Genomic DNA, 26,172 nt, shown 5'->3' on the forward strand with positions numbered 1-26,172 from the left:
CGGGCAGTTCCAGCAGCGCCGGCCAGGGCACCGGGGCGTCCGCCCCGACGTCGGCGACGCGGAGGTGCCAGTGCGGGTACTCCTTGGCCAGGGTGCCGGCGAGGCCGTGCACACCGGCGTGGGCGGGGTCGCAGCCGGTGTCGCCCGGAAGTCGGCGCGCCTGCCGGGTGACCAGGGTCAGACCCAGTTCGCGGGCGTCGGCGCCGTCGGCCAGGAGCGCCTTGACCAGGCGGAAGACGGCGAGGGGGGAGTCGTACCGCGCCGTGGCCGGGTCGCCGGCGGGGCCGGCCGGAGCGAGCCAGAAGACGTGCTCGGCGCCGGCGGGCAGCCGCGCGGCCAGCCCGTCGGCCGGCTCGTCGGCACGGACGTCCAGGACGGTGGCGTCCGGGTAGCGGCGGCGCAGTCGGTCCTGTTCCCCGGCGGTGCCGCCGAGCAGCACGACGCGGGCCTGCGGGTGGGGCCACGGCGCGGCGGGCGCGGCGGGCAGGGCGTCCCACACCGGTGCCAGCAGCGTCGCGTGCGGGGCGTTGCCGGACGGGGCGGTCATCCGGCGGAACGCGTAGCCGCGCAGGCTCGCGCAGAGCCGTCCGTCGTCGTCGTAGACGTCGATGTCGGCTTTGGACACGTCCTGGCCGGCGGCGGGGGCGTAGCCCTCGGTGTGGCGCAGGTGGGCCCACATCCGCTCGGTGGTGGGGGCGAAGAGGTCGGCGGCGTCCAGGGCGAACGGCAGCGCGGGCGCGCCGCGTTGTTCGTCGAGGGTGCCGGTGGCGTCGCCGTAGAGGCCGACGACGGCCTGGACGGCGCTGTCGAGCATCGCGGGGTGCAGCGCGAACGCGCCGTCGCGGGCGCCGTCGGGCAGTACGAGCCGGGCCAGCACCTCGCCGTCGCCGACGGCCAGGGTGTCGATGGCGCGCAGGCGTGCTCCGTGGCGGATGCCGACGGCGTCGAGGGCCGCCCGTACCTGGCTCCGTGTCAGGGTGCGGCGGTCGCAGCGGGCCCGCAGGGCGTCCAGTCGCGCGGGCCGGGGCGAGCCGGGGGTGGCGATCCGGCCCTGGGCGTGTACCGCGGAGTCGTCGCGCAGGACGCGGAAGGCGTCACCGTCCCGCTCGACGCGCAGTTCGGCGCCGCCGTCCCCGACGGGGAACGGCTCGGGCCACACCACGTCGCGCAGGCCGACCGGCGCGAAGGAACCGCCGGTCACGGCCCGGCGGGCGGCCTCCAGCGCGAGCACGCCGGGCAGCACGGCCCGGCCGCCCACGTGGTGGTCGGCCAGGAAGAACTCCTCGCCGCCGAGCCGGAGGCGGTACGCGGCGTCAACGGCTCCTTCAGGCGCCCGGCCTTCCCGGGTGCCGGTGGCGTCGGCGCTGTCGGCGCTGTCGGTGGTGTCGGTGGTGTCGGTGGTGTCGGTCCAGTAGCGCTGTCGCTCGAACGGGTAGGTCGGCAGCGGCACCTGGCGGCGCGAGGCGGGCGGGAAGCTGTCGGCGAACCGGTCGGCCTCACCCCGTACGTACGCCGTGGCCAGCGCGGCCGGGGCCAGGGCGCGCACCCCGCCGACCGGGCGGGGGTCCGCGGCGGTCTCCCCCTGCAGCACCGTGTCGCCGACGGTGCCGGACAGCCAGCGGCGCAGGCGTGCCGCCAGGTCGGGCAGCCCGGCGGCGACGACGGCCAGCCGGTGCGCGAAGTGGCTGCGCCCCGCGGCCAGGCTGTAGGCCACGGCGTCGGCGGGCAGACCGGGTTCGCGGTCGAGGTGGGCGAGCAGCCGTTCGGCGACGGCTCGCAGCGCGGCCGGGGTGCGGGCCGACAGCAGGAAGGCGTGTTCCCCGCCCGCGCCGGTGGCCTGGGGGACCGGGTGCTCCTCCAGTACGACGTGCGCGTTGGTGCCGCTGGCCCCGAAGGAGCTGACGGCCGCCCGGCGCGGGCCGCGGGCGGGCGCCGCCCAGGGCTGCGCGGTGGTGGTGACGGTGAACGGGCTGCCGTCGAGCACGACGGCCCGGTTGGCCTCGTGGAAGTGGAGCGACGGCGGGATCTGCCGGTTCTGCAGGGCCAGCAGCGCCTTGATGACGCCCGCGATGCCGGCGGCGAACTGTGTGTGCCCGATGTTGGTCTTGATCGATCCCAGGACGGCGCTGCCGGCCGGGGCGCCCTCGAACGCGCGGGTCAGCGCGCGGAATTCGATCGGGTCGCCGAGCTGGGTGCCCGTGCCGTGGGCCTCGACGAGCTGGATGCCGCCGGGCTCGATGCCGCAGGCGGTGTGGACCTCGCGCAGGAGCTGTTCCTGCGAGGCGGCACTGGGGGCGGTGATGCCGTTGGTGGTGCCGTCCTGGTTGATGCCCGAGCCGCGGACGATGCCGTAGATGTGGTCGCCGTCGCGGCGGGCGTCGGCGAGCCGCTTGAGGACGACCGCGCCCGCGCCCTCGCCCGGGACGAAGCCGTCGGCGCGGGCGTCGAAGCTGTGGCAGCGGCCGCTGGGCGAGAGCATGCCCGCCCGCGTCGCCGACTCGTACAGCCGCGGCGTGGTCTGGATGAACACCCCGCCCGCGAGGGCCATGTCGGCGTCGCCGGAGAGCAGGTCTCGGCAGGCGAGGTGCAGCGAGACCAGCGAGCTGGAGCAGGAGGTGTCGGTGGTGAGGGCGGGGCCCTTGAGGTCGAGGTGGTAGGCGATCCGGGAGGCGACGACCGAGCCCATGGTGCCCCACAGGGCCTGGGCCGGCGGTCGTGCGGCCAGCTGGTCGTGGTAGTCGCCGGCGTAACAGCCCACGTAGACGCCGCAGTTGCGGTTGGTCAGGCGTTCGCCGGTGTAGCCGGCGTCCTCCAGGGCGTTCCAGCACTGTTCGAGGAAGATCCGCTGCTGGGGGTCCATGGTGGCGGCCTCGACGCCGGAGATGGCGAAGAACACCGGGTCGAACTGGTCGATGCCGTGGACGAAGCCGCCGGCGCGGCAGGCCACGTCCTGGCCGAGCGGCCAGCGGGTCACCGGTTCGACGAGGTCGTGGCCGGCCGTCAGGTGGTCCCACAGGGCACGCGGGTCCTCGGCGTCGGCGTAGCGGGCGGCCATCCCGACGACGGCGACGGCGTCGTCGTCCGGCGTCGCGGGGGCGGCCGCCGGGGAGGCCGGTGCGGGCGGCGCGTCGCCGCGGGTGGCGACGAGGAACGCGTGCAGGCGCTCGACGGTGCCGTGGTCGAACAGGTCGGTGGTCTCCAGCGCGGTGCCCAGGGCCGAGTTGAGCCGGTGGACCAGGTTCACGCCGAGGATGGAGTCCAGGCCGTAGTCGGCGAAGGGGCGGCGGCGCTCGATCTCGGCGGCCGGCATCTGCAGGGCTTCGGCCAGCGCGTCGAGCAGGATGCGCTCGACGTCGGCGGTCCCGGCCGCCGGCGTGCCGGTCGGGGCGGCGCCCGGCGCCGTCTGCGGGTGCTCGCCGCCGGCCGGGCCGTACCAGAACTGCCGTCCGGCGAAGGGGTAGGCCGGCAGGTGGACCCGTGCGGGCGCCGGTGCGCCGGCGTACAGCCGGGTCCAGTCGAGCGGCATGCCCTTGGCCCAGAAGGCGGCCAGGTCCCGCCAGTCGCCACGGCTGGTCCAGCGGGCGACCAGCTCGCGCAGTTCGTCCTTCTCCGCCAGGGCGGCCAGGGTCTCGCGGGTGGCCCGGACGCGGCCGCGGGACCACGGGCCCTCGGCCTCGGGGTCGGCGAGGAAGGCGGCCAGCTGGTCGAGCCACTCCTGCGGTGTGCTCGCGACGAAGCACACCCGCTCGTCCATCTCCTCGCGGCCGGTCTGCAGGGTGGCCGCGACGGCGGGCAGGTCCACCGGGGCCCCGGAGCGCAGCAGGGCGGAGAGCTGGCCGGCCCGTGCGCTCAGGTCCTCGGTGGTCCGGGCGGACAGCGGCAGCAGCACCGGCCGTGCGGACGGGGCGGGCGTGGTGGGCACGGGCGTCGTGCCCCGGTACTCGGCGACGATGACATGGGCGTTGGCGCCGCCGGCACCGAACGAGGAGATGCCGGCCGTCCGCGGGCCGCCGTCCGCGGGCCGCGGCCAGGGGGCGCCGCCGGTCTGCAGGGTGAACGGAGTGGCCGCGAAGTCGATGTCGGGGTTGGTCCGCTCGGCGTGCAGGGTGGGCACGAACTCGCCGTGCCGCAGCTGCAGTACGGCCTTGGTCAGGCCCGCGATGCCGGCGGCGGCCTCCAGGTGGCCGATGTTCGACTTCACCGAGCCGAGGGCGCAGGCCCCGCTCTCCCCGGCGTCGGGAGCGAAGGCCTGGGTCAGACCGTCGATCTCGACGGGGTCGCCGAGCCGGGTGCCGGTGCCGTGCGCCTCGACGTAGCCGATGCCGGCGGCGGAGACCCCGGCGCGGTCGAGGGCGGCGCGGATCAGCGCGGCCTGTGCGCGCGGGTTGGGCACGGTGTAGCCGTTGGTGCGTCCGCCGTGGTTGATGGCGGAGCCGACGATCACCGCATGGATGGGGTCGCCGTCGGCCTCGGCCGCGGCCAGCGGCTTCAGCAGCACCGCGCCGACGCCCTCGCCGGGCAGGAACCCGTCGCCGCCCGCGCCGAAGGAGCGGCAGTGCCCGTCGGTGGCGAGCATCCGGGAGCGGCTGAGCTCCACGTAGGAGGAGGGGTGCAGGTAGAGGTTGACGCCGCCGGCGATGGCCAGTTCGCACGCGCCGTGGCGCAGGTGCTCGCACGCCTCGTGGATCGCGGTCAGCGACGACGAGCACATGGTGTCGATCGGCATGCTGGGGCCGTGCAGGTCCAGCAGGTACGACACCCGGTTGGCCAGCGATCCGAAGGACGTGCGCGGTGCGGGCGGCGGTGCGTCGGTGGCCGGCGGGCGGTGGCGGTCGAAGCCGGTCTTGGTGATCCCGGCGAAGACGCCGACCGACGAGCCGTGCTGCTCGGCGAGGCGCCGCCGGGTGTAGCCGGCGTCCTCCAGCACCGACCAGGCGGTCTCGACGAACAGCCGTTCCTGCGGGTCCATGTCGGCCGCGTCGCGCGGCGCGATCCCGAAGAACGCGGCGTCGAAGCGGGCGAAGTCGTCGAGGAAGGCGCCCCACTTGCCGTAGCTGGCGCCCCGCTCCACGGCCCGCTGCGGGTCCGGTTCGAAGAAGCCGTCCAGCGACCAGCGCTCGGCGGGGATCTCGCGGACGCTCTCCCGGCCCGCGCGCAGGTTCTCCCAGAACGCCTCCAGGGTCGCCGCACCCGGGTAGCGCCCGCTCAGGCCGATGATGGCGATCGGCTCGTCGGCGCCGGCCGGACGCGGCGTCTTCGCCGCGCGGGCCCGGGAGCGCACCGGTGCGGCGGCCCCGGCGGCCCGCTCCGGGTCCGGCGCGTCGGTCGTGGCCGTCGCCTCCGGCGCGGCGGTCGCTCCCGCCGCGTCGTCCAGCCAGCGGCGGCAGCCGTCCGCGTGCTGCTCCGCCAGGTGGCCGGCCAGGTCGTCGAGCGTCGGGTACTGGTAGAGCACCGTCTTGGGCAGGGCGGCGAACCACCGCGCGAAGTGGCGGTTGAGCCGGGTCACGGCCAGCGAGTCGATGCCGAAGCCGTCGAGCGGGGCGGCGGCGTCGAGCCGGGCGGTGTCCAGCCGCACCGTCTGGGCGATCAGCTCCTTCAGCAGCGGCAGCACGCGGGCGCGCAGCTGCGCCGGTCCCGTCCGCGTCGTCCGCGTCGTCTCCGCCTCCTGCGGGCCTTCGCCGTCCACTGCGCTCTCCTCGTCCATGACCAGTAGGTGGGGTGTGCCGAGCGCCAGTGCGCCGTGCAGGGCCCGCAGCGCGGTGTCCGTCGCCAGGGGGCGCCCGAAGCGCGCGGTGAGCGCGGGCAGGTCCTCGGCCGGGACGCCCATCCCGCCGTCCCGCCACAGCGGCCAGCCGATCGACACGCTCGTGCCGTGGCGCTCGCCCGCGGCGGCCAGGCCGGCGCGGTGGGTCAGGTAGGCGTCGAGGAACCCGTTGGCGGCGGCGTAGTCGGCCTGCCCGGGGTTGCCCCGCGTCCCGGCGCCGGAGGAGAACGCCGCGAGGAAGTCCAGCGGCAGCCGGCGGGTGGCCTCGTCGAGGTTCACCAGCCCGGCCGCCTTCGGCGCCAGGACCCGCTGGGCGTCCTGGTGGGACTTGCGGATCACATAGTCGTCGCTGATCAGGCCCGCCGCGTGCACGACCCCGTCGAGCCTGCCGTACGTGCGCACAAGGGAGTCGACCAGATCGGCCACGGCGGCGGCGTCGGTGACGTCCACCCGGCGGTACTCGGTGCCCGGGCCCGGCCGCCCCGGCAGGAGGTCCGCCGGCGAGCGTCCGCACAGCACGACCCGGGCACCGGGGGCGTGGGCTGCGATGTCGGCGGCGAGCAGCCGGCCGACGCCGCCCGCGCCCCCGCTGATCAGGTAGACGCCGTCGGCCTTCCACACCGGCGGGGGTGCCGTCTGCCCCGGGGCCGCCGCCCAGGTGCGCACCTGGCGGCGGCCGTCGGTGTGGCGTACGTGGTCCGCCGCCTGCCCGTACTCCGCCCGCAGCACCTCGGCGAGTTCCCCGTCCGGCGGCCACTCGGTGAACTCGATCAGCTGGCCGTGCAGCGCCGGGTCCTCCAGTGCGGCGGTGCGCAGCATGCCGATCAGACCGGCGTAGCCGTAGGGGCTCCCCTCGCGGCAGACGACCTGCACGCGACGGGGGCCGCCGGCCGGCTGGTTCAGCAGCCGCTGGAGTTCGCCGAGCAGCAGGGTCGCCGCGTGCTCGTAGCCGGCGGCGGGCCCGTCGGCACGGCGCTCCACGCGGGCGACCGACACACCGGGCAGCTTCCGGCGCAGCGCGGTCACGTCCGCGTCGGGGACGTCGCACAGCACGACCAGCCGACGGTTCGTGGGGGTCGCGGTGCGCCCTCGCAGCGGTTCGTCGCGCCAGGCCGGCACACGAAGGATGTTTCTGCTCACGTTCATTCCGTTCCAGGTCACTGGGCGGCGGGGCCGCCCGGTCCAGTCAGGAGGCAGGGGGGGGAAGCGTCAGATCCGGCTCAGGGCGTCCGGGCCGGCCCGGCCGTCGAGCACCGCCTCGAGCAGCGCCGCACGGGCGTCGGTCTCGAACGCGGGCTCGGCCACGGGGGGCGGGACGGCCGCCGCGGGTGGCGGGACGGGGGCTTGGCCGTCCGCGGGCACCCAGTAGCGGTCGCGGGCGAAGGGGTAGGCCGGCAGCCGCACGGTGCGGCGTTCGCCCGCGGGGTGGCTTGCCCGCCAGTCGACCGCGGCTCCGTCGCACCACAGGGCGGTGACGTGGTCGAGCCGCCCGTCGTGCAGGGCCCGGGTGACCTCGGGGGCCTGCTCCGGTTCGCGCCGCACGCCGGCGCCGCGCGACCGCCGCAGGCCGCCGGTGTGCCAGCCGGTGGGCTCGTCGCCCTCGAGGAACCGGTCCAGCGTGCCGAGCACGTCGTCGAGGCTTCCGGCGACGAAGCCCAGGCGCGCTTCCATGGCCTCCCGGCCGACCTGGAGGGTGAACGCCAGATCCGCCAGGTCCGGGGCGTTGCCGTCGCGGCGCGCCCGGTCGAGGAAGTCCCGCAGCCGTCCGGCCGCGGCACGCAGCCGGCCGTCGTCGCGGGCGGACAGCACGATGGCCTGGGAGGCGGCCGGGCGGGCCGGCTCCTCCTGTGCGGACGCCGCGGGGGGTGCCTCGATCACGACATGGGCGTTGGCGCCGCCGAAGCCGAAGCTGCTCACTCCGGCGCGCAGGGGCCACGGCCGCCCGGTGGCGTCGGTGCGCGGCTCCCAGCGGCGCAGCTCGCGCACCACCTCGAAACCACCGTCGTCGAGCGGCAGTTGGGGGTTGAGCCGGTCGCAGTGCAGGCTCGGCGGCAGCTCGCGGTGGCGCATGGCGAGCAGCACCTTCAGCACTCCGGCCAGGCCCGCGGCCGACTCCGCATGGCCGATGTTGGTCTTCACCGAGCCGAGCGCGCACGGCCGGGCCGGATGCGGAGACCTGCCCTCGGCGGTGCGCAGCGCGCGGTAGGCGCGGTCGAGGGCGTTGACCTCGACCGGGTCGCCCAGACCGGTGCCTGTGCCGTGCGCCTCGACGTAGCCGATGCTGTCCGGGTCGATGCCGCGCATCGCGTCCTGGATCAGCGCGGTCTGCGCCGTGCCGTTGGGGGCGGTCAGGGAGCCGGCGCGGCCGCCGTGGTTCTCGGCGCTGCCGCGGACCACGCCCCAGATGGCGTCGCCGTCCCGCCGCGCCCGGGCGAGCGGCTTGAGCAGCACCGCGGCGACGCCCTCGGCCCGTACGTATCCGTCCGCGCCGGCGGCGAAGGTCTTGCAGCGGCCGTCCGGGCTGAGCATGCCCGCCATCTGCGTCGCGGCGAAGGTGTCCACGCTCAGCAGCAGGTTCACCCCGCCCGCGACGGCCATCGCGCAGCGGCCCGACCGGATGCTCTCGACGGCGCGGTGCAGCGCCACGAGCGAGCTGGAGCAGGCCGTGTCGACGGGTTCGCTCGGCCCGTTCACGTCCAGCACGTAGGAGATCCGGTTGGCCAGCATCGAGTGGGCGTTGCCGGTGGCGGTGAAGCCGTCGGGAGCCACGCCGCTGGCGTTGAGCAGATGGTGGTAGTCGCCGCCGGAGACGCCGAAGTAGACGCCGGTGTCGGCCGGGAGGCGCGCCGGGGCGTACCCGGCGTTCTCCAGCGCGGCCCACACGGTCTGCAGTGCCAGTCGGTGCTGCGGGTCCATCAGCTCCGCTTCGAGCCGTGAGAGGTGGAAGAAGTCCGCGTCGAAGCGGTCCACGTCCTCGACCAGGCCGGCGAACTTCGGGAAGTCCGCCCGCGCGACGACGTCCGCGTAGGGGCCGTCGAAGCGGTCGCCGGGGTAGTCGGTGATCAGGTCCTCGCCCGCGCGCAGCCGCTGCCAGAAGGCGTCCAGGTCCTCCGCGCCGGGGAACCGTCCGGCGGCGCCGACGATGGCCACCGCGTCGTCGTCCGGCTCGGGGGCCGGGAGCGGCTCGGGGGCCGGGAGCGGCTGCGGGAACGGCCGGGCGGCGGCGGCAGCCGGCGCCGGTGCGGCGGCGGCCGCGGGGAGGGTCAGCTCGGGGCCGTAGCGGCCCTGCAGGTGCTCGGCGAGGCTGCGGATGTCGGGGCACTCGAAGAAGACGGCGGGGGTGAGGTCGGTGCCGAGGAGGCCGTTGAGTTCCGAGGCCAGTTTGGCCAGCGCGATGGACTCGAAGCCGTAGGCGTGGAAGTGCGTGTCGAGGTCGATCTCCGCCAGGTCGAACTTGAGGAGGTCGGCGACGGTCTCGCGCAGCGACGCCAGGAGCGCCGCCGGGGCGTCCGCGACCGCGGCGGTCACGGACGGCGCGGGCCGCGGCCGCTCGGCCGCCGGCCGGTTCCGCTCCGCCGTACCGGCCGGCGCCGGCGGCAGCTGAAGCGGTGTCGGCGACAGTGCCACCGGTGCCCGTCCGGCCTCGGCGGGCAGTGCCGGATCGAGGTCGCCGACGGTGAACTCGGCGTCCTCGATCCGGCCCAGCACCCGGCCGTCCTCGTCGAGGAAGGCCACATGGAAGACCGTCTCGGACGTCCGCGCCAGCACGATCGCCCGGGTGCGCTCCCACTGCTCGCCCTGCACCGATCCGACCCGCGCCACGGTGGCCTCGACCCGCCCCAACGCGTGCGAGGCGCCCTGGACCAGCCCGGCGAGCGCCCAGGCCGGGAGCTGCACCTGCCGCTTGTGGGGGTCCTGGCACATGGCCGGTTCGGCGACCCGGACGAGCAGCCGGTGGCCGTCGAGTTCGGTGACCCCTTCGACGCTGCGGGCGTACGGCCGGGCGTCGAGACCCCCGCGGCCGAGCGCGGCGTAGAAGTCGTCCCGGTCCAGGGTCGCGGGCACGGAGAGCACCTGCGGCATCGAGGCGTCCTCGGCGGGCGCGGACGGTACGACGTCGGCGGCGAAGTGCACGGTGGCCTCGTCGGCGTCCCACAGCTCTACGCGGTGCCCGCCGTCGTCGGACGTGCCCAGCCGCCAGGTGAACGCCTCGGGGGTGTCCGTGGGCGAGGGGAGCGCGGCCCACCGCGCGTGCCGCAGCCGCAGCGGCCCTGCCAGGCCGGCGAGCCGGGCGAACGCCAGTCCCGCGTCCAGCAGCGCCACCGTGGCGTAACGGCGCTTGCGCCCCACGGTGTAGACGTAGTCGAGGAGTTCGTCCCCGCGCAGCCGCAGGGTGTAGCGCACGCCGGTGAGGTCGGAGGCGTTGACGCCGACCCAGGGGTGCGCGCGCCGGGTGAACGCCAGCGGCCGCAGCACGCTGGGCGCGTCGTCGTCCTCGGGGTACCAGCAGCGCACCTTGTCGAAGGGGTAGGCGGGCAGCGGCGACTTGGCCGGGCGGTGGCCCGCCGGCCACAGCCGGTCCCAGTCGACGCTCGCGCCGTCCGCCCAGTGCCGCGCCAGCTCCGCCTGGCCGCCGTCGCGCAGGGCCTGTTCGACACTGGCCGCGTCGGCGGTGCGCCGGCGCCGCAGTGTGCTCGCGGTGAAGTGCACGCCGGCGGGGACGACGGGTGACTGCGCCGTGAAGTCCACGGCGGACAGCTGGGCCAGCCGGGCCTCGGCGTCGGCGATGTCGTCCGCGACGAAGGCCAGCCGGCACGGCAGTTCGTTCTTGCCGGTCTGCAGGGTGTAGGCCAGGGCGTCCAGGCCCGGTGCGGTCCGCCGTATGTGTGCGTGGATGTCGCCCAGCACCGTCCGCAGGGCCTGCGGCGTCATGGCGGAGAACACCAGCAGCCGGGGGAGACCGCGCTCCGGTGCGGCGGCGACCTGCCCGTCGTACTCCTCGACGACGAGGTGCACGTTGATGCCGCCCGCGCCGATGGACGTCACACCCGCCCGGCGCGGCACCTCCTCACCGCCGACCACGGGGCGCCGCCACGGGTCGCGGCGGCGCTGCACCACGAACGGCGTGCGGTCGAAGTCGATGGCCGAGCTGAGCGTCTCGGCGTGCAGCGAGGGCGCCAGCGTGCGGTGCTTGAGCTGCAGCAGCACCTTGGTCAGGCCGGCCATGCCGGATCCGGACAGCAGGTGCGCCACGTTGGACTTGACCGAGCCCAGCGCGCAGAACCCCAGGTCCGGTGTGTGGCGGCCGAACGCGAGGGCGGCGCCCTTGATCTCGATGGGGTCGCCGAGGGAGGTCGCCGAGCCGTGGCCCTCCAGGTAGCTGATGGTGCGGGCGTCGACGCCGGCGTCGTCGAGCGCCTTCTCGATGGCGCGGGCCTGCTGCTGCGGGCTCGGCACCGTGAAGCCGTTGCGGACCCCGGCGTTGGTCATGCCGCTGCCCTTGATCACGCCGTAGACGTGGTCGCCGTCGGCGACGGCGTCGGCCAGCGGCTTGAGCACGAGCGTGCCCACGCCTTCGCCCAGGATCGTGCCGTCGGCGCCCAGGCCGTAACTGCGCACGACGTCGGCCGACTTGGTGGTGAAGTGCGCCTGCGAGGTCGCGATGAGGTCGAACGGGTGCAGCATCAGGTTGATGCCGCCGACGACGGCCACCCGGCACTCGCCGCCGCGCAGCATGCGCACCGCCTGGTGGACACAGGCCGACGCCGAGGAGCACATGGTGTCGAGGAACACCGACGGCCCGGTGAAGCCGTAGTGGTAGGACAGCATGTTCGCCATCACGCCGAGCTCGCTGCCGCTGGTCGCGGTGCCGCGCATCAGCATGTTCTGGAAGCCGTAGAGCGAGTAGCTGTTGTTCATCGAGCCGACGAGCACACCGACGTCTCCGTCGTAGCGGCGCCGCAGCGTCTCGCGTGAGTAGCCCGCGTCCTCCAGGGCCGTCACGCCCGCCTGGAGGAACAGCCGGACCTCCGGGGACAGCAGCTCGGCGTCGCGCTGGGAGATGTTGAAGTAGCGCGGATCGAAGGCCTCGACGTCCCGGAGGAACGTGCCGGTCCTGACGACGGTCTTGCCGTCGACGTCCCGCTCGTCGAAGTAGATGTCGCTGTGCCGCCACCGCGCCTTCGGGACGGGTTCGAAGCTGTGCCGGCCCTCGCTGAGCAGCTCCCAGAACTCCTCCAGGGTGTCGGCGCCCGGGTACCGGCCCGCCATGCCGATCACCGCGATGTCGTGGCGGTCCGGGTCGGCGGACCGCAGGACCGGGGCGGGCCCGGTCGTGGGAGCGGGCGTGTGCGGCCGCGCCACGGCGGGAACCGCGGAGGCGGGCGTGGCAGCGGGCGGCTCCTCGACCGCGGCAACCGCGGGGGCGGGCTCCTCGGGTGCGGGTGCTTCGGGGGCGAAGAGCTCCAGCAGCCGTGCGCGGTGCTCGGCGACGAAGTAGCCGGCCGCGCCCCGCAGATCGACGTACTCGAAGAAGAGCGTCTTGGGCAGCGACCCGAAGGTGTCCTCCAGCCTGCTGGTCAGCTCGACGATGGAGATCGAGTCGATGCCGTAGGTCTCCAGCTTCTCCTCGGCCAGGATGTGCTCCGGGTCCTGGAGGGTCACCTCGGCGAACAGGTTCCGCAGCAGGTCCTGCGTACGGGCGAGGAGTTCGCCCTCGTCCAAGGCGGCCGGCGCGGCCGCACCGCGCCGCGCCCCGGACGCGCGCGGCCCGGGCTTCGCGGCGCGGTCCAGGCCCGCGTATCCGCGCAGCTTGGCGCGCTCACCGAAGAGCACCACGCGGCGCACCGGCGCGTCGGGGTGCAGTGCGCGCTCCAGCGCGTCCAGGCCGGTTTCGCTCGGCAGCGGCACGGTACCGGTGCGCTTGCGCAGATAGGCCAGGCTGGCGTCGTCCACGCGCATGCCCCCGTCGGCCCACAGCGGCCAGTCCACCGAGCGGGTCACCCGGCCGGCGGCCTGCCGGCGTGCGGCGAACGCGTCGAGGAAGGCGTTGGCGGCGGCGTAGTCGCCCTGTGCGGCGTTGCCGAAGGCGCCCGCCACGGAGCCGAACAGCATCAGGAAGTCCAGGCCGTGGGCGCGCGTCGCGTCGTCGAGGTACGTGGCGCCGTCCACCTTGGCCGCGAGGACGGCGGCGGTGGATGCGAGGGGCTTGCTCGCGAGGTAGCCGTCGTCGAGGACGCCGGCCGCGTGGAACACCCCGTCGAGCCGTCCGTACAGCGCGCGGATGTCCGCGGCCGCGTCCCGCACGGCGTCGGGGTCGGTGACGTCGATGCTGCGGTAGGCCACCTCGCCGTGGGCCAGGCGGGCGCGCAGGGCGAGGGTCGCCGGGCTGTCCGCCGAGCGGCCGCTGACGACGACGGTGGCGCGGTGGCGCTCGCAGAGCCGCTCGGCGAGCAGCAGGCCGAGTCCGCCGGCGCCGCCGGTGATCCAGTAGACGCCGCCGTCGCGCAGCAGGGTCCCGCCCGCCTCGCCGCGGGGCAGTTCCACGAAGCGGTGCCGCACCCGGCGGTCCTGGGCGTCGTAGGCGACCTCGGTGTCGTCTGCGGCGCCGGCCTCCGCCCGGACCACCCGCTCGAAGCGGTCGGCGTCGCGGGGGTCGCAGGCGTCGAGGAGCACCAGCCGGCCGCTGAAGGAGGGGTTCTCCTGCTGTGCGGTCTTCAGGAGCGCCGCCAGCGGCGCGTAGACCGGCGAGTCCGGGGCTCCCGGCGCGACGACGAGCACCTGCCGTCCCTGGCCGAGCAGTTGCTGGACCTGCGGATAGCAGGCCGCGAAGGCCGTCTTCATGGCGGCGGCGTCGGTGGCGGCGGCATCGGTGGCCACGGCCAGCTGCCGGACGTCCAGGCCCAGCCGGGCGGCGCTCGCCGCGGCGAGGTCGCCGTCGAGTGCGGCGTTGAGTACCGTCACCGGGCGGTCCGCGGCGGCCTGCCCGGCCGCGGGGGCCGGGGCGGGGGCCTCCTCCCAGACGCCGGTGACCTCCAGCAGTTCCCCGTCCGGGGCCTGCGCCGACGCCGGTTTCGTGCCGGGCAGCTCCCTCGACGTGTAGCCGGAAAGGCGCACGCACAGCCGGCCGTCGGCGTCGAACAGCTCGATGTCGGCTCCGGTCGCCCCGCCCGTCTTGTCGCCGCCGGCCGGCCGCAGCCACGCCCACATCGTCGAGGTCGTCGCCGCGTGCACGGTGAGCCGGTCCAGCGCGAACGGCACCGACGGGGCGGCGGGCCGGCGCCAGCCGCCGTCGGCCGGGCCGAGGGCCAGGGCCGCGAGCAGGGCGCTGTCGAGGATCGCGGGCTGCAGCGCCATGCCGTCCGGGGTGCCCGCGGGCAGCCGCAGCTCGGCCAGCACGCCGTCCGGACCGCGGTGCAGGGCGTGCAGGCCGCGCAGCGCGTGGCCGTGCTCGATGCCGCTGGAGCGCAGCGCGGCGTACCCCTCGGCGACGTCGACGCGCCGGGGGAACCGCTCGCGCAGCGCGGCCGGATCCGTCCGCTCGTCCTCGCCGGCCTCGCCGTACTCGACCCGGCCGCTGGTGTACGGCGTGCCGTCGCCGTCGGTGATCGCGTAGTCGTAGCCGTCGGCGGCGGGCGTCAGGCGGAGCCGCGGGAAGAGCCCGCCGTCGCCGACGAGCAGCGGGCGGATCCACACCGCGTTGCGGATGCGGGGCGCGAGCCCGGCCCGGGTGCCCGCGACGGCGGTCCGGCCGGCCGCCGCGGTGACGAGTTCCAGGGCCAGTACGCCCGGAACGATCCGTGCGCCGTTGACGAGGTGGTCGCGGACGAATCCCTGTGCGGCGTCGAGGTGCAGGGGGAAGGTCCAGCCGTCGCCGTGCGGCTCGCCCGCGCCGAGCGGGGCGGGGGCGGGGTCCGTCGCGCCGTGCTCCGGCCCGGTGTCCGCCCCGCCGCGCTCCGGCCGTCCGGCCGTGTCGTCACGGGTCGGCTGGAACCAGTGCGGCGTACGGGCGAACGCATAGCCGGGCAGATGTACCCGGCGGCCGCGCTCGGGCCACTGCGCCCAGTCCACGGGCAGGCCCTGGGCCCAGGCGGCCGCGAACTTGTCCCATCGTTCCTGCTCCAGCCAGCGCTCGGCCAGCGCGGTCAGATCGTCCGCGTCCAGGCCGTCGGGGGCTTCGGTGCCGGCCCGGCCGCGCGGGCAGTCCGCGGCCGGCTCCTCCCCCGCGGCGACGCTCTCCAGCTGCGCGGCCCACTCCTCGATGCCGCTCGCCCGGAACACCACGCGCTCGCGCAGCGGCACCCGGCCCTCGCGCAGCGTGCGGGCCACATCCGTCAGGGACGGGGGGTCGTCGTGCTCGATGCGGGTGCGGACCCAGCGGGCGAGCCGGTCGCAGGTCTCGCGGAGCCGGTCGGCGTCCCTGGCGGACACCGGCAGCCACTGTTCGCCGGTGTCCTCGGTGGCGGCCACCGGCTCCACGGCCTCCAGCAGGGCGTGGGCGTTGGTCCCGCCGAAGCCGAAGGAGCTGACGCCGGCGCGCAGCGGTGCGGACCCTTCCGCGGTCCAGTCGGTGAGGCGGTCGAGGACGTACAGCGGGCTGCCGTCCAGGTTGATGAGGGGGTTGAGCTTGCGGAAGTTGACCGTGGCGGGCAGCTTGCGGTGGCGCATGGCGAGGATGACCTTGAGCATGCCCGCGATGCCGGCGGCCCCTTCCAGGTGGCCGATGTTGGTCTTCACGGAGCCGATGCCGCACCGGTGGGCCACGGCCGGGCCGGGCCGGTCCGCGGCCAGGTCGGCGAAGGCCTGCTTCAGTCCGCGGACCTCGATGGGGTCCCCGACGGGTGTGCCGGGGCCGTGGGTCTCCACGTAGCTGACGGTCTCGGGCGCGATGCCGGCCCTGCGGTAGACGCCGGCGATGAGTTCGGCCTGTGCGGCGGGGTTGGTGACGGTCAGCGAGCTGGTGCGCCCGCCGTGGTTGCTGCCGATGCCCTTGATCACGGCGTGCACGGCGTCGCCGTCGCGGCGGGCGTCCGCGGCCCGCTTGAGCAGGACGATGCCGCCGCCCTCACCGCGCACATAGCCGTTGGCGCCGGCGTCGAAGGCCCGGCACAGGCCGTCGGGCGAGAGCATGCCCGCCTTGGCGAAGGCGATGAAGTGCCGCGGCGACCAGGTCAGGTTGACCCCGCCGGCCAGCGCCAGATCGCAGTCGCCGGCCTGGAGGGCCGACACCGCCTGCTGCACGGCCACGAGCGAGCCGGCGCAGGCCGTGTCGTTGACCACGCTCGGACCGCGCAGGTCGAAGTGGTGGGAGACCCGGTTGGCGATGATCGCGTACGCGGCGCCGGTCGGGTAGTAGGCGTCGATCTCCTCGACTTCCTGCTCCATCAGCTCGGCGTAGTCCCAGTGGCACACGCCCATGAAGACGCCGGTGGCGGAGCCCGCGACGCGGTCGGCCCGGTAGCCGGCGTCCTCCAGGGCGTGCCAGCTCAGCTCCAGGGCCATTCGCTGCTGGGGGTCCATGGACCGCGCCTCGCGCGGGGAGATCTGGAAGAAGTCGGCGTCGAAGCAGTCGGCGTCGTCGACGAAGCCGCCCCAGACGCTGTTGGTCTTGTTGAACTCGCGGCGCGGGTGGCCGAGGTGGTCCTCCTTGCGCCAGCGGCGCTCGGGAACCTCGCTGATGAGCGAGCGGCCCGCGGCCAGGTGGCTCCAGAACTCCTCGGGCGTGCGCGAGCCGGGCAGCCGCAGGGACAGGCCGATGACGGCGATGTCCCGGTCGTCGGCGAGGACGTCGTTCTCCTTGTTCATGGCGCGCTCTTTCGTCCTAGGCCGACAGGGCGCCGCTGCGCCGGTCGACGACGTACAGGGGGACCCTCAGCGGGTCCCGGTGGCGGGCGTTGCCGCGCACGTACCAGTGGTGCAGCCAGACCGTCGACGCCAGGCAGACGAAGGCCTGGTTCTCCTTGGTGCCGATCTGCTCGGGCGGGCTGTCGAAGACGCGGTCGGTGAACCGCCGCACGAAACGCGCGTCGAGGACCCCGATCTCGTCGAGGGTGCCGGGGTCGGTCAGCAGCTCGCGGTAGTCCGGGCGGGAGCGGACGAACGCGGCGCTGTCCGGGGCGCGGTAGGGGAACTTCCCCTTCTTGACGATCCGTTCCGGCAGCACCTCGGCGTAGGCGCGCTTGAGCAGGTACTTCTCGTCGTAGGGGTCGCCGAACCGCAGGTTGACCGATGCGGCGCGACGGACCACGGCGGGGTCGAGGAAGGGGCAGCGGTTCTCCACGCCGTGGGCCAGCGCCATGCGCTCGCCCTGGGTCGAGAGCAGATAGCCGCTCAGCAGGGTGCGGAACTCCAGCCACTGGGCCTTCTGCACGGGGGTGAGCTGCGCGTATCCGGGCTCGCCGGCCACGAGGTCCTCGAGGGCCGTGAAGGGGTCGCCGGCGTTCTTCAGCAGGCGTGCGGCGAAGCGGCCGTTCTGGAAGCGCATCTGGTGGGAGAAGAGGCCGGGCAGGGTCTCCTCGGTGAACTGCCGGTAGAGGCCGAGCATGCGGCGGTGGCCGTCGTCCTCGCCGCTGAAGTGGCGCAGATACGGGTGGAGCCGGCCCATGCGGCGCAGGCGGGTGTCGTCGTCCAGCTCGTGCCAGGTCGACAGCAGCAGGGTGTCCTTGAAGACGCCGTAGCCCAGGAACGCCTCGTCGGCGCCCTCGCCGCTGAGCACCACCTTGATCCCTTCGCTCCGTACGTGGCGCGCCAGCAGGTACATGGGGACGAAGGCGGTGCGGAAGGCGGGCACCTCGGCGTGCCGGACTGCCTCGGGGAAGGCGTCGACGACGTTCTCGTCGGTCACGCGCACGGTGGAGTGCCGGGTGCCCAGATGCGCGGCCAGCGCGGCCTGTTCGGCCGACTCGTCGAACTCGCCGTCCTCGAACTCGATCGAGAACGTCCGCAGCGGACGGCTCGTCCGCTGCGCGGCGAGGTGCGCGATGATCGAGGAGTCCAGGCCGCCGGAGGCGTAGACGCCGACCTCGACGTCGCTGCGCAGCCGCACGTCGACCGCGGCTTCGAGGTCGGCGCGGACGAGTTCGACGGCCTCCTGCTCGCTCTGCGGGGCCGGGCCCGCGGCCAGGTCGAGGGTGGCCCAGCGGCCGCGCCGGACCTCGTCGCCGCGTACGGACAGGTACTCGCCCATGGGGATCTGCTCGATCCCGTGGTAGCCGCTCTGGCCGGGCAGCGGGGTCCAGGTGGCGAAGACCGACGCCAGCTGCGCCTCGTCGAAGGCGAACTGGAAGTCCGGGTAGGCCAGGAACGCCTTCATCTCGGAGGCGAACAGCCAGGCGCCGCGGTGCCGCGCCACGAACAGCGGCCGCTTGCCGAACCGGTCGCGCACCAGGTGCAGTTCGCCGGTGACGCTGTCGTACAGGGCGAACGCGAAGGCGCCGTTGAAGCGGGGCAGGCAGTCCAGGCCCCAGGCGACCCAGGCGGCCAGCACGACCTCGGTGTCGGACTCGGTGCGGAAGGCGAAGCCGCGGGCGGTCAGCTGCGCACGCAGCTCCCGGTAGTTGTACAGCTCGCCGTTGTAGCACAGCCAGTAGCGGCCGTCGGCGCTGCCGACCGGCTGCGAGCCGGTGGCCAGGTCGATGATGCTCAGCCGCACCGTGCCCATGGCCAGCCGGTCGTCGAGCAGGCAGCCCGCCTCGTCGGGGCCGCGGTGCTCGATCTGGGCGAGCATGCCGTGGATGAGGGTCTCGTACTCCTGCGGGGGCAGGGGGCTCTGGTAGAAGCCGGCTATGCCGCACATCGGGTCACCGGCTCCCGGCGGCCCGCGAGCGGGCGGCGTCGACGAAGGCGACGATGCCGGAGAGCGAGACCATGACGTTGCCGAGGATCTCGTCGCCGAGCGGCACCGCGTACTTCTCCTCGATGTGCCCCATCAGCGAGAGGTAGCCGAACGAGTCGAGGATGCCCGCCTTGAACAGGTCGGTGTCCTCGGTGATGTCCGAGTCGAACTCGAACATGAACTGCTCTTCCATGTGCTTCTTGAGTTCCTGCTTCATGGCTGTCCGTCACTCTCGCGATGGTCGATTCGGGACGCGGGCCGGTGTCCGGCGCGCGTGAACTCATGCCTGCTGCGGCGGCGTCAGGCGGCCGCGAAGCCGGCAGTGACGAGCCGGCCCAGCGCGGGCCACTGGGAGCGGATGAAGAAGTGGCCGCCGGGGAACCGGTGTGTGGTCAGGGGCCGGGTGCTCTCCCGTTGCCAGCCCTCCAGGTCGGCCGCGGTGAAGTGCTCGTCCTCGCCGGTCAGGGCGGTGACCGGCACGTCCAGCGGCGGGGCCGGCTCGTGCCGGTAGGCGCCCAGCGCGGTGAAGTCGGCCCGCATCACCGGCTCGTAGTACGCCATCAGGTCGGGGTGCTCCCACAGCTCCTCCGGGATGCCGCCGAGCTGTCTGAGGTGCTCCCAGAAGGCGTCGGTCGGCAGCTCCCAGGTGTGCCGCTCCCGGCTCGGGATCGCCGGTCCGCACTCCCCGGAGACGAACAGGTGGGCCGGTGCGGGCCGCCGCTCGGCGCGCAGCCGGCGGCAGAGCAGGAAGGCCAGCCGGGCGCCGAGGCTGTGGCCGTAGAGCGCGTACGGGGCGTCGAGCCGGTCCGGCAGCTGCCGCAGCAGGTCGTCGACGATCGCGTCGGGGTCCCGCAGCAGCGGCTCGGAGGCGCGCCGGCCGCGTCCGGGGCGCTCCAGCGTCACCACGTCGACGTCCGGGCAGTACGCGGCGAGTCCCGCGTAGGCGCGCTCGTCGCCTCCGGCGTAGGCGATGCAGAACAGGCGTGGCCGCGGCCGCGGTTGTGGCGTCCGGTGGGCGGGGGTGGTGTCGATCTGCCGGACCATGCGGGTGAGGACTCCTTTCCCGCCCACCTCACGGCAGCGGTCGGCACTCGTGCGCGCCAGCAGGTAGCGGACGCTGTCCAGCCATCGCACCGATCCGCTGATCTGCTCGCTCAGCGTCGTGGCGACGTCCTGGTCGGTGTACGGCCGCGCGGTGAGGTTGGCGATCACCGTGCCCCGCAGGGGCGCGAACCGGAAGCCCTTGAGGAAGGCGGCGAACTCGTCGCGGGCGGCGGCCATGAACCGCGAGTGGAAAGCGGCCGAGACCTTCAGCCGGGCGACCCGGGTCCCGCGTGCGTCGAGCGTCTTGTGCGCGCGCTCGATCTCGTCCAGGGCCCCGGACAGCACGGTCTGCACGGGGGTGTTGATGTTGGCGACGTCGAGCCGCGACAGGCCCTCCTCGGCGAGGAAGGCCCGCACCTCGTCCGCGTCCGGCCCCACGACGGCGAGCATCGCCCCGTCCGTGGCCCGGGCCATCAGCTCGCCCCGTTTGACGACGAGCTTCAGTCCGGTCTCGAAGTCGAAGGCCCCGGCGGCGTGCAGGGCGTTGTACTCCCCCAGGCTGTGGCCGAGCAGGTACCCGCCCTCGGGCTCGCCGCGCTCCAGCGAGTCCTGATAGGCCAGGGCGTTGACGACGTAGAGCGCGGGCTGGGTGAAGCGCGTGTCGTCGAGCCGCCCGTCCGGGTCCGCGAGGCACAGCCGCGGGAGGTCGTAGCCGAGCACGTCGCAGGCGAGCGCGGTCCGTTCGGGGAACCGCTCGAAGAGACCGGCTCCCATGCCGCGGGTCTGGGAGCCCTGGCCCGGGAAGAGCACGGCGGGCGTTCCCTTTGCTGAAGCCCTCACGCCGGGCCCGCAGCACGGTGTTCGCGGGTGATGGCAGGGCAGTCGTCCGTCGGGTTCATGGCCTCCCCATTCAGCGGTGGTCTCCGATGACGGGCATCCTGCGGCACCCCCCTTGCGGGGGCCTGGTCAGGACGCTGGCGTATTCCTGCCGTCCGCTGTAGCGGTTTTCCGCCATCCTTGCCGGACTCCTGCAGAGACCTTGCCAATTGCTTACAGGCCGCCAAGATGATCTTGGAACACCCCGTTCGCTATGCAAGGCTCCCTTTTGGGAGGGCACCGGCCGCACGGCGCCACCCGCCTGTCAGCACGATCGCGCGTGCGAGAACGATTGGGACCGACATGCCTTCATCCCCCATACCGAACCCGGCCCCGACCACCCCGGCCTCCGAGGTCGGGTCGCACGAGCCCCCCTTCCTGCTGAGTGTTCTGGGCCCCATGTCGGCACGCCACGACGGCCACGACCTTCCCCTCGGCCCGCCACGCCGCAGAGCCCTGCTCGCCCTGCTCCTGATACGCCTGGGGCGCGTGGTGCCCACCGAGCTGCTCATCGAAGAGCTGTGGGGCGAGGAGCCGCCGCGGCAGGCCGTCGCCACGCTCCAGAGCCACGTATCCCACCTGCGCCGCGCACTGCAGCCGGCCGCCGGGCCCGACCGCCCCTCGGTGCTGCGCCACCGCGCACCCGGCTACGTCCTGGAACTCGGCTCCGAACACATCGACGGCTGCCGCTTCGAGCGCCTGGTCGCCGAAGGGCGGCGGCTGCTGGAACAGCGCGACCCGCTCGCCGCGCGGGACCGGTTCGCGGCAGCCCTGTCGCTGTGGCGGGGCTCGCCCTTCGCCGAGTTCGACGGCCATCCCCCGCTCAGCGACGAGAGTTCGCGGCTCGAACACGTCCGGCTCACCGCCGTGGAGTCCTGCGCGGAGGCCCGGCTCGCCCTCGGGGAGGCCCAGGAGGTCGCCGCGGGCCTCGACCGCGAGGCACGTCGCCATCCGGCGCGAGAACGCCTGGTCGGCCACCTGATGACGGCGCTGTCCCGGCTCGGTCGGCAGGCCGAGGCGCTCGAGGTGTACGAACGCACCCGCGCCCATCTGAACGAGGAGTTCGGGGTGGGCACGGCCGCCGAACTCCGCCGGGTCAGGACCGCGATCCTGCGCCAGGAGCCGGGGACGGGCGGGCCCACCGCGTCACCACGCCCCGGTCGCCCCGATCCCGCCGGGACCGTGCCAGTGGCCGCGGCGGCCACGGCCACGAAGGCGGACGGCGGCGAAGCCGCGCGCGGGGCCGAGGCGCACCCACCCGTCCGCGCGGTGCGGGAGCCGCAACGACCGGCCGAGAACGAGACGTCCGGTAGCGGCGCCGGTACGGCAGCGGCCCCGGGCGGGCCCTTCACGGCAACAGCGGCCGCGCGCGAGGAAGGCCTCCAGAACGACGCCGGGACCGCGGCGCGGCAAGGGGCCGGCGACAGCTCCGCCACCGAGGGCTCGGCGACGCCCGCCACCACCGGGTCCGCACACCCGCACCGGCCGGCGACGACCGCCGCGGCCTCACCGCCGGCCGCCGAGGACTCCCCCGCGAGCGCACCGGACGCGCGGGCCCCGGAGATCGGCGCGGGCCGGCGGGCCGCGGGGACCGTGCCCGACGGGTCGCGCACCCCGTCGCCGTTCACCGGCCGCAGCGAGGAGTTAGAGCGCCTGACCACCGCGGCGGCGTGCGCGGTCGCCGGCCACGGACATGTCGCGGGCGTCCTCGGCCCCGCCGGCGTCGGCAAGACCCGGCTCCTGCTCGAACTCGTCCCCCGCCTGGAAGCGGCCGGCGCCGCCCAGTCCGGCACCGACCGGGACGGTGCGGACCTGGAGGTGGTCTGGAGCCACTGCTTCCTGGACGAGGGCGTACCGCCCTACTGGCTGTGGACCCAGATCCTCAGGCGGCTGTCCACGACCCGCCCGGAGGCCTTCCGCGAGGCGGCGAAGCCGTTCGGTGCCCTGCTCGCCCCGCTGATGCCCGAGCGCGCGTCCGGGCCCGGTGGACCGGCCCCCGAATCCGACTGGGGCCAGGCCCGGTTCCTCACCCACGACGCGGTCTGCGAGGTCCTGCTCGCCCTCGCCGCCCAGCGCCCGCTCGTCCTGCTCCTGGAGGACCTCCACTGGGCCGACACCGCCTCGCTGGACCTGCTCAGACTGCTGAGCAGCCGCAGCCAGGGCCACCCCATCGGCATCGTCCTGACCGCCCGCGAGTACGAGGTCGAGTCCGACGCGACGCTGCGCCGGATGCTCTCCGAGGTGCTGCGCGGCCCCAGGACCGAGACCCTGCGGCTCGGCGGCCTGTCCCGGCACGCCGTCGCCGCCCTCGTCGTCGCCCAGGCCGGCCCCGGTGTCGACGCGGAGGTCGTCGAGGTGCTGCACCGGCGCAGCGAGGGCAACCCGTACTTCGTCATGCAGCTCCTCTCCCTCCTGGGTGACGCGCGTAGCCTGCGCCGGCCCGACGCGGTGGACGTGCTGCTGACCCGCGTCCCCACGGGCGTCCGCGAGGCACTGCACCAGCGGTTCGCCGCCCTGCCCGAGACGGTGCTGTGCGTGCTGCGGCTGTGCGCCGTCATCGGCACCGAGATCGACACCGATCTGCTGGACCTGACCGCCACCGAGAACGAACCGGTCACCGAGGCCCTGGAGTCGGCGATCCGCGCCGGGCTGCTCGGCGAGGACCCCCACCACCCGGAACGGCTGCACTTCACCCACGCCCTGGTCCAGGAGACGCTCATCGACGAGCTCACCCGCGAGGACCGGCAGCGGCTGCACGCGAGGGTCGCCGGGGGGATATCCACCCGCAGGCTCGGAAGGGTGGCGGACGAGGAGATCGAGCGGGTCGCCCACCACGCCTGGCACGCCAAGAGCGCCATGCCGCCTGCCGAAACGCTTCCCCTGCTGCTGCGCGCCGCCGAGCAGGCCGAGCAGCAACTCGCCTACGAACAGGTGGAGACCTGGCTGCGCCGCGCGGTGCACCTGGTCGGCCTGCTGCCGCCCGACGATCCCTCGGCCGCGTCCCTGGACCAGCGGCTGCACATCCAGCTCGGCCAGGTGCTGGCCACCACCCGGGGCTACGGCCACGCCGAGGCCGAGACGGCCCTCGCCCGCGGACGGGCCCTCAACTCGGTCACCCACTCCCCCGAAGACCCTTCGGTGCTCTGGGCCCTGTGCGCGGCGGACCTCGTCACCGGCCGCTACGACACCTCACGCCGGTACTCCGGCCTGCTCCGGGAGCTCGCCGACCGGGACGGCCAGCCCGTGGCGGTGCTCGGCGCGGCCTACGGCGAGGGCATCGTCCTGCACGTCCGCGGCCAGCTGCGGCAGGCGCTCGCCGAGCTGGAGCACGGCGTCGCCATGGCGGACGGCTACGCCCGCGAGGGCCACTCGCTGGCCCGCACCTTCCAGCACGACCCACGCGTCTCCTGCCGCTCCTACAACACCTTCACCCACTGGCTCATGGGCGACCGCGAGATCGCCACGGCCCGCCGCCGCGAGCTGCTGCGCCTCACCGAGGACGACAGCCGGCCCTCCGACCGCTCCTTCGCCCTCTACGTGGACGCGGTCGTGGCGGCCTGGGAAGGCGACGCCGAGACGGCCCGCTCCTCCGGCGCCGAGGGAGTCCGGGTGGCGGACGAGCACGGGCTGATCTACTGGAAGGCGATGCTCGGCATGCTGGAGGGCTGGGGCCTGACCTGCTCCGGACGGGAGGACGGCCTCGCCCTGATGCACTCCGCCCTCGCCGAACTCCGCAACTCCAGAACCCACTTGCGCCGCCCCCTCCACCTGGGCCTCCTCGGCCAGGCCCAGCACCGGGCCGGACGAACGGAGGACGCGAAGACCACCTTCCACGCCCTCCTCGCAGCCATCGGCCGCCGCGGCGAACACGTCTACCTCCACCCGGAACTCCCCGCCACCCGCCTCCTCCACGACCTCCTGGGCCGCGGGGCGGCGGAGGCGGTCGCAGCGGGGTGAACGACGACGCCCGCACCGGCAGGCCCCCGCGGTCGGCCGGTCGGGCGCGCCGGAGGTCCCAGGCTCCGCCGCCCGCGCGGGAACTGGCGCGGCCGCCCGGTCGTCGTCACGAGCATGATCGACAACTCCGGAGCCCACCGCTCGCTCCCGCTCGACGAACTGATCGCGGCCTGGGGCGGCGTAGGCCCCCGGTCCCAGCGCGCCGACGCGGACCCGCTCGTCGTGGACTGCGCGGGCCGGCTGGCCGCCGACCCCGGTGGGGAACGGGCGCCGCTGTGGACGTTCGGGCTGGTGTCGATGGCGTCCTACGTGGCGTGGCAGCCCGGGGAAGGGGTGGCGGGCCGCGTCGTGGAGGCGCTGCTCGCCGCCGACCGCGCGCTCGGCGGGCGCGACTGCGCGCATGAGGCGCACCCCTTCCGTACCGCGCTCGACCGCATCGACGACGACGGGGTCGGCGTCCTGGTCCCGGAACTCGGCGACTTCGCGCCCCCCGGACGGGAAGAGACGGCCGGCGCCGGCCCCGACGCCGAGCACGACGCCTGGTGGTGCCCGACGAACGTCGCGGCCTGCGCACGGATCACCGCCGATGTCCTGGCTCCCTTCAGTACGACGGGCATCACGGACACGGCGGGCATCCCGCCCGTCATCCCGCGCCGGCATGCCGACGCCCTCAGGTGGCTCTCCTCCACCCTCTGCGACCACCCCTACGGCGACCCCGCGCTGGACCTGTCCCGCCTGGCCCTCTCGCTGCCCGACCACCCGTCCAAGGGCGTCCAGGCCGGCTATGTCGCGGCCGTGTACGCCAGTCAGTGGTATGCGGTCTCGGGTCGCATCACCGCCCCCGAAGCCCTCGACGACATGATCGAGGGCCTGGAGAAGGTGCTCGCCCAGCTCGCGGGCAGCACCTGCGCCCATACCCCCGCCGAGCACCCCGCGCCGCACTCCGACCCCGCGGGTGCGGCGCGGTTCGGCTTCTACCTGCGCAGCCCCGGAGGACGCGCGGAGCTGGCCGGGGCCGGCGACCGCCGGGGCGACCTCCGGGGCTGGCTGTGCCCCGCCTTCCTGCACTCCCTCGCCGACGCGGCGCTCGACGAACTGCGCGAGGGGCATGAGGAGTTGTTCGCCCCCAGGGACACCGACCACCTCGACGAGGAGTGCCTGGGTGCGGACGGACGCCTCGCCCTCGACCGGCTGGCCCGCTTGCTGGACGACGATGACCCCTCCGTCGACGTGGACGACCTCGCGGTGTGGGCGGCCCGCCGCTATCTGCGCGACGAGAGTGCCGATCCGCGGGAACGGGCCGTACTGCTGCTGGTGATGCTGTGGTACGCGGAAGACCCCTACGACGTCCCCTACAACGCGGGCACGGAACTGCGCGACGCCCTGCGCGCCGTGGACACTTCGCCTGCCGACGCCGAGTGCCCGCACGGCGGGACCCACCCCGACACCGGCGACCGGCTGCCGTCCCTCCTCGACCACCTCCATGCACCGGACGAGTCGCCCGCACCCGACGACGGCCTCACCCCCGATGTCTGGCTGTGCCCGCACCACCTCGCCGGGCGGACCCGGGAGGCACTGGAGGAACTGGACGGCGTCCTCGACGAGGACGAGTAGCGCCCGGCCGCGCACGGCGGCCCGGAGGGCGGGGCCGCCGGTGGCGCGGGGCGTCCGCCGGCGGCGGCCTTTCGGGCCAGGCGCC

At 74.8% G+C, this 26,172-nt stretch carries 7 protein-coding genes (1 of these 7 cut by a window edge); 2 read left to right on the forward strand and 5 right to left on the reverse strand.

Annotation, left to right across the window (positions count from 1 at the left end):
- From AC0680_RS07925 to fabD, 5 genes are all read right to left on the reverse strand, one after another.
- A protein-coding gene (locus tag AC0680_RS07925; RefSeq protein WP_478625879.1) for an SDR family NAD(P)-dependent oxidoreductase crosses the window boundary here: on the reverse strand, positions 1 to 6,904 show its beginning. The gene continues 17,303 nt to the left of window position 1, outside the view; only the first 6,904 of its 24,207 coding nucleotides appear in the window; the start codon lies at positions 6,902 to 6,904; the stop codon falls past the left edge of the window.
- 69 nt (positions 6,905 to 6,973) lie between these two features.
- A complete protein-coding gene (locus AC0680_RS07930; protein WP_478625880.1) occupies positions 6,974 to 16,567 on the reverse strand; it encodes an SDR family NAD(P)-dependent oxidoreductase in 9,594 nt (3,197 codons plus the stop codon).
- A gap of 16 nt (positions 16,568 to 16,583) precedes the next feature.
- Positions 16,584 to 18,557 carry an asparagine synthase (glutamine-hydrolyzing) gene (gene asnB / locus AC0680_RS07935; protein WP_478625881.1) on the reverse strand — a complete coding sequence of 658 codons (1,974 nt, stop codon included), beginning with the start codon at positions 18,555 to 18,557 and terminating at the stop codon, positions 16,584 to 16,586.
- 4 nt (positions 18,558 to 18,561) lie between these two features.
- Entirely contained in the window at positions 18,562 to 18,813 is a 252-nt protein-coding gene (locus tag AC0680_RS07940) for an acyl carrier protein (RefSeq protein WP_478625883.1), read from the reverse strand.
- Positions 18,814 to 18,896: 83 nt separating this feature from the next.
- Positions 18,897 to 20,450, reverse strand: coding sequence for an ACP S-malonyltransferase (fabD, locus tag AC0680_RS07945; protein ID WP_478625884.1), 1,554 nt, complete (start codon positions 20,448 to 20,450; stop codon positions 18,897 to 18,899).
- Between the two features lie 465 nt (positions 20,451 to 20,915).
- Between fabD and AC0680_RS07950 the strand changes: the two genes are divergently transcribed.
- Together AC0680_RS07950 and AC0680_RS07955 are read left to right on the forward strand one after the other, a co-directional pair.
- A complete protein-coding gene (locus AC0680_RS07950) occupies positions 20,916 to 24,473 on the forward strand; it encodes a BTAD domain-containing putative transcriptional regulator (protein ID WP_478625886.1) in 3,558 nt (1,185 codons plus the stop codon).
- A 114-nt stretch (positions 24,474 to 24,587) separates the two neighbouring features.
- On the forward strand, positions 24,588 to 26,087 hold the full coding sequence (locus AC0680_RS07955) for a hypothetical protein (protein WP_478625887.1): 1,500 nt from the start codon (positions 24,588 to 24,590) through the stop codon (positions 26,085 to 26,087).
- The last annotated feature ends 85 nt before the right edge of the window (positions 26,088 to 26,172 follow it).

This window comes from Streptomyces sp. NPDC043738 (assembly GCF_056436545.1).

What these genes read in the sequence shown, in the direction of transcription:
- AC0680_RS07950 (WP_478625886.1), top strand. Translation starts at nt 20,916, where the DNA reads ATGTCGGCACGCCACGACGGCCACGACCTTCCCCTCGGCCCGCCACGC.
- AC0680_RS07930 (WP_478625880.1), bottom strand. Translation starts at nt 16,567, where the DNA reads ATGAACAAGGAGAACGACGTCCTCGCCGACGACCGGGACATCGCCGTC.
- AC0680_RS07955 (WP_478625887.1), top strand. Translation starts at nt 24,588, where the DNA reads ATGATCGACAACTCCGGAGCCCACCGCTCGCTCCCGCTCGACGAACTG.
- asnB (WP_478625881.1), bottom strand. Translation starts at nt 18,557, where the DNA reads ATGTGCGGCATAGCCGGCTTCTACCAGAGCCCCCTGCCCCCGCAGGAG.
- AC0680_RS07940 (WP_478625883.1), bottom strand. Translation starts at nt 18,813, where the DNA reads ATGAAGCAGGAACTCAAGAAGCACATGGAAGAGCAGTTCATGTTCGAG.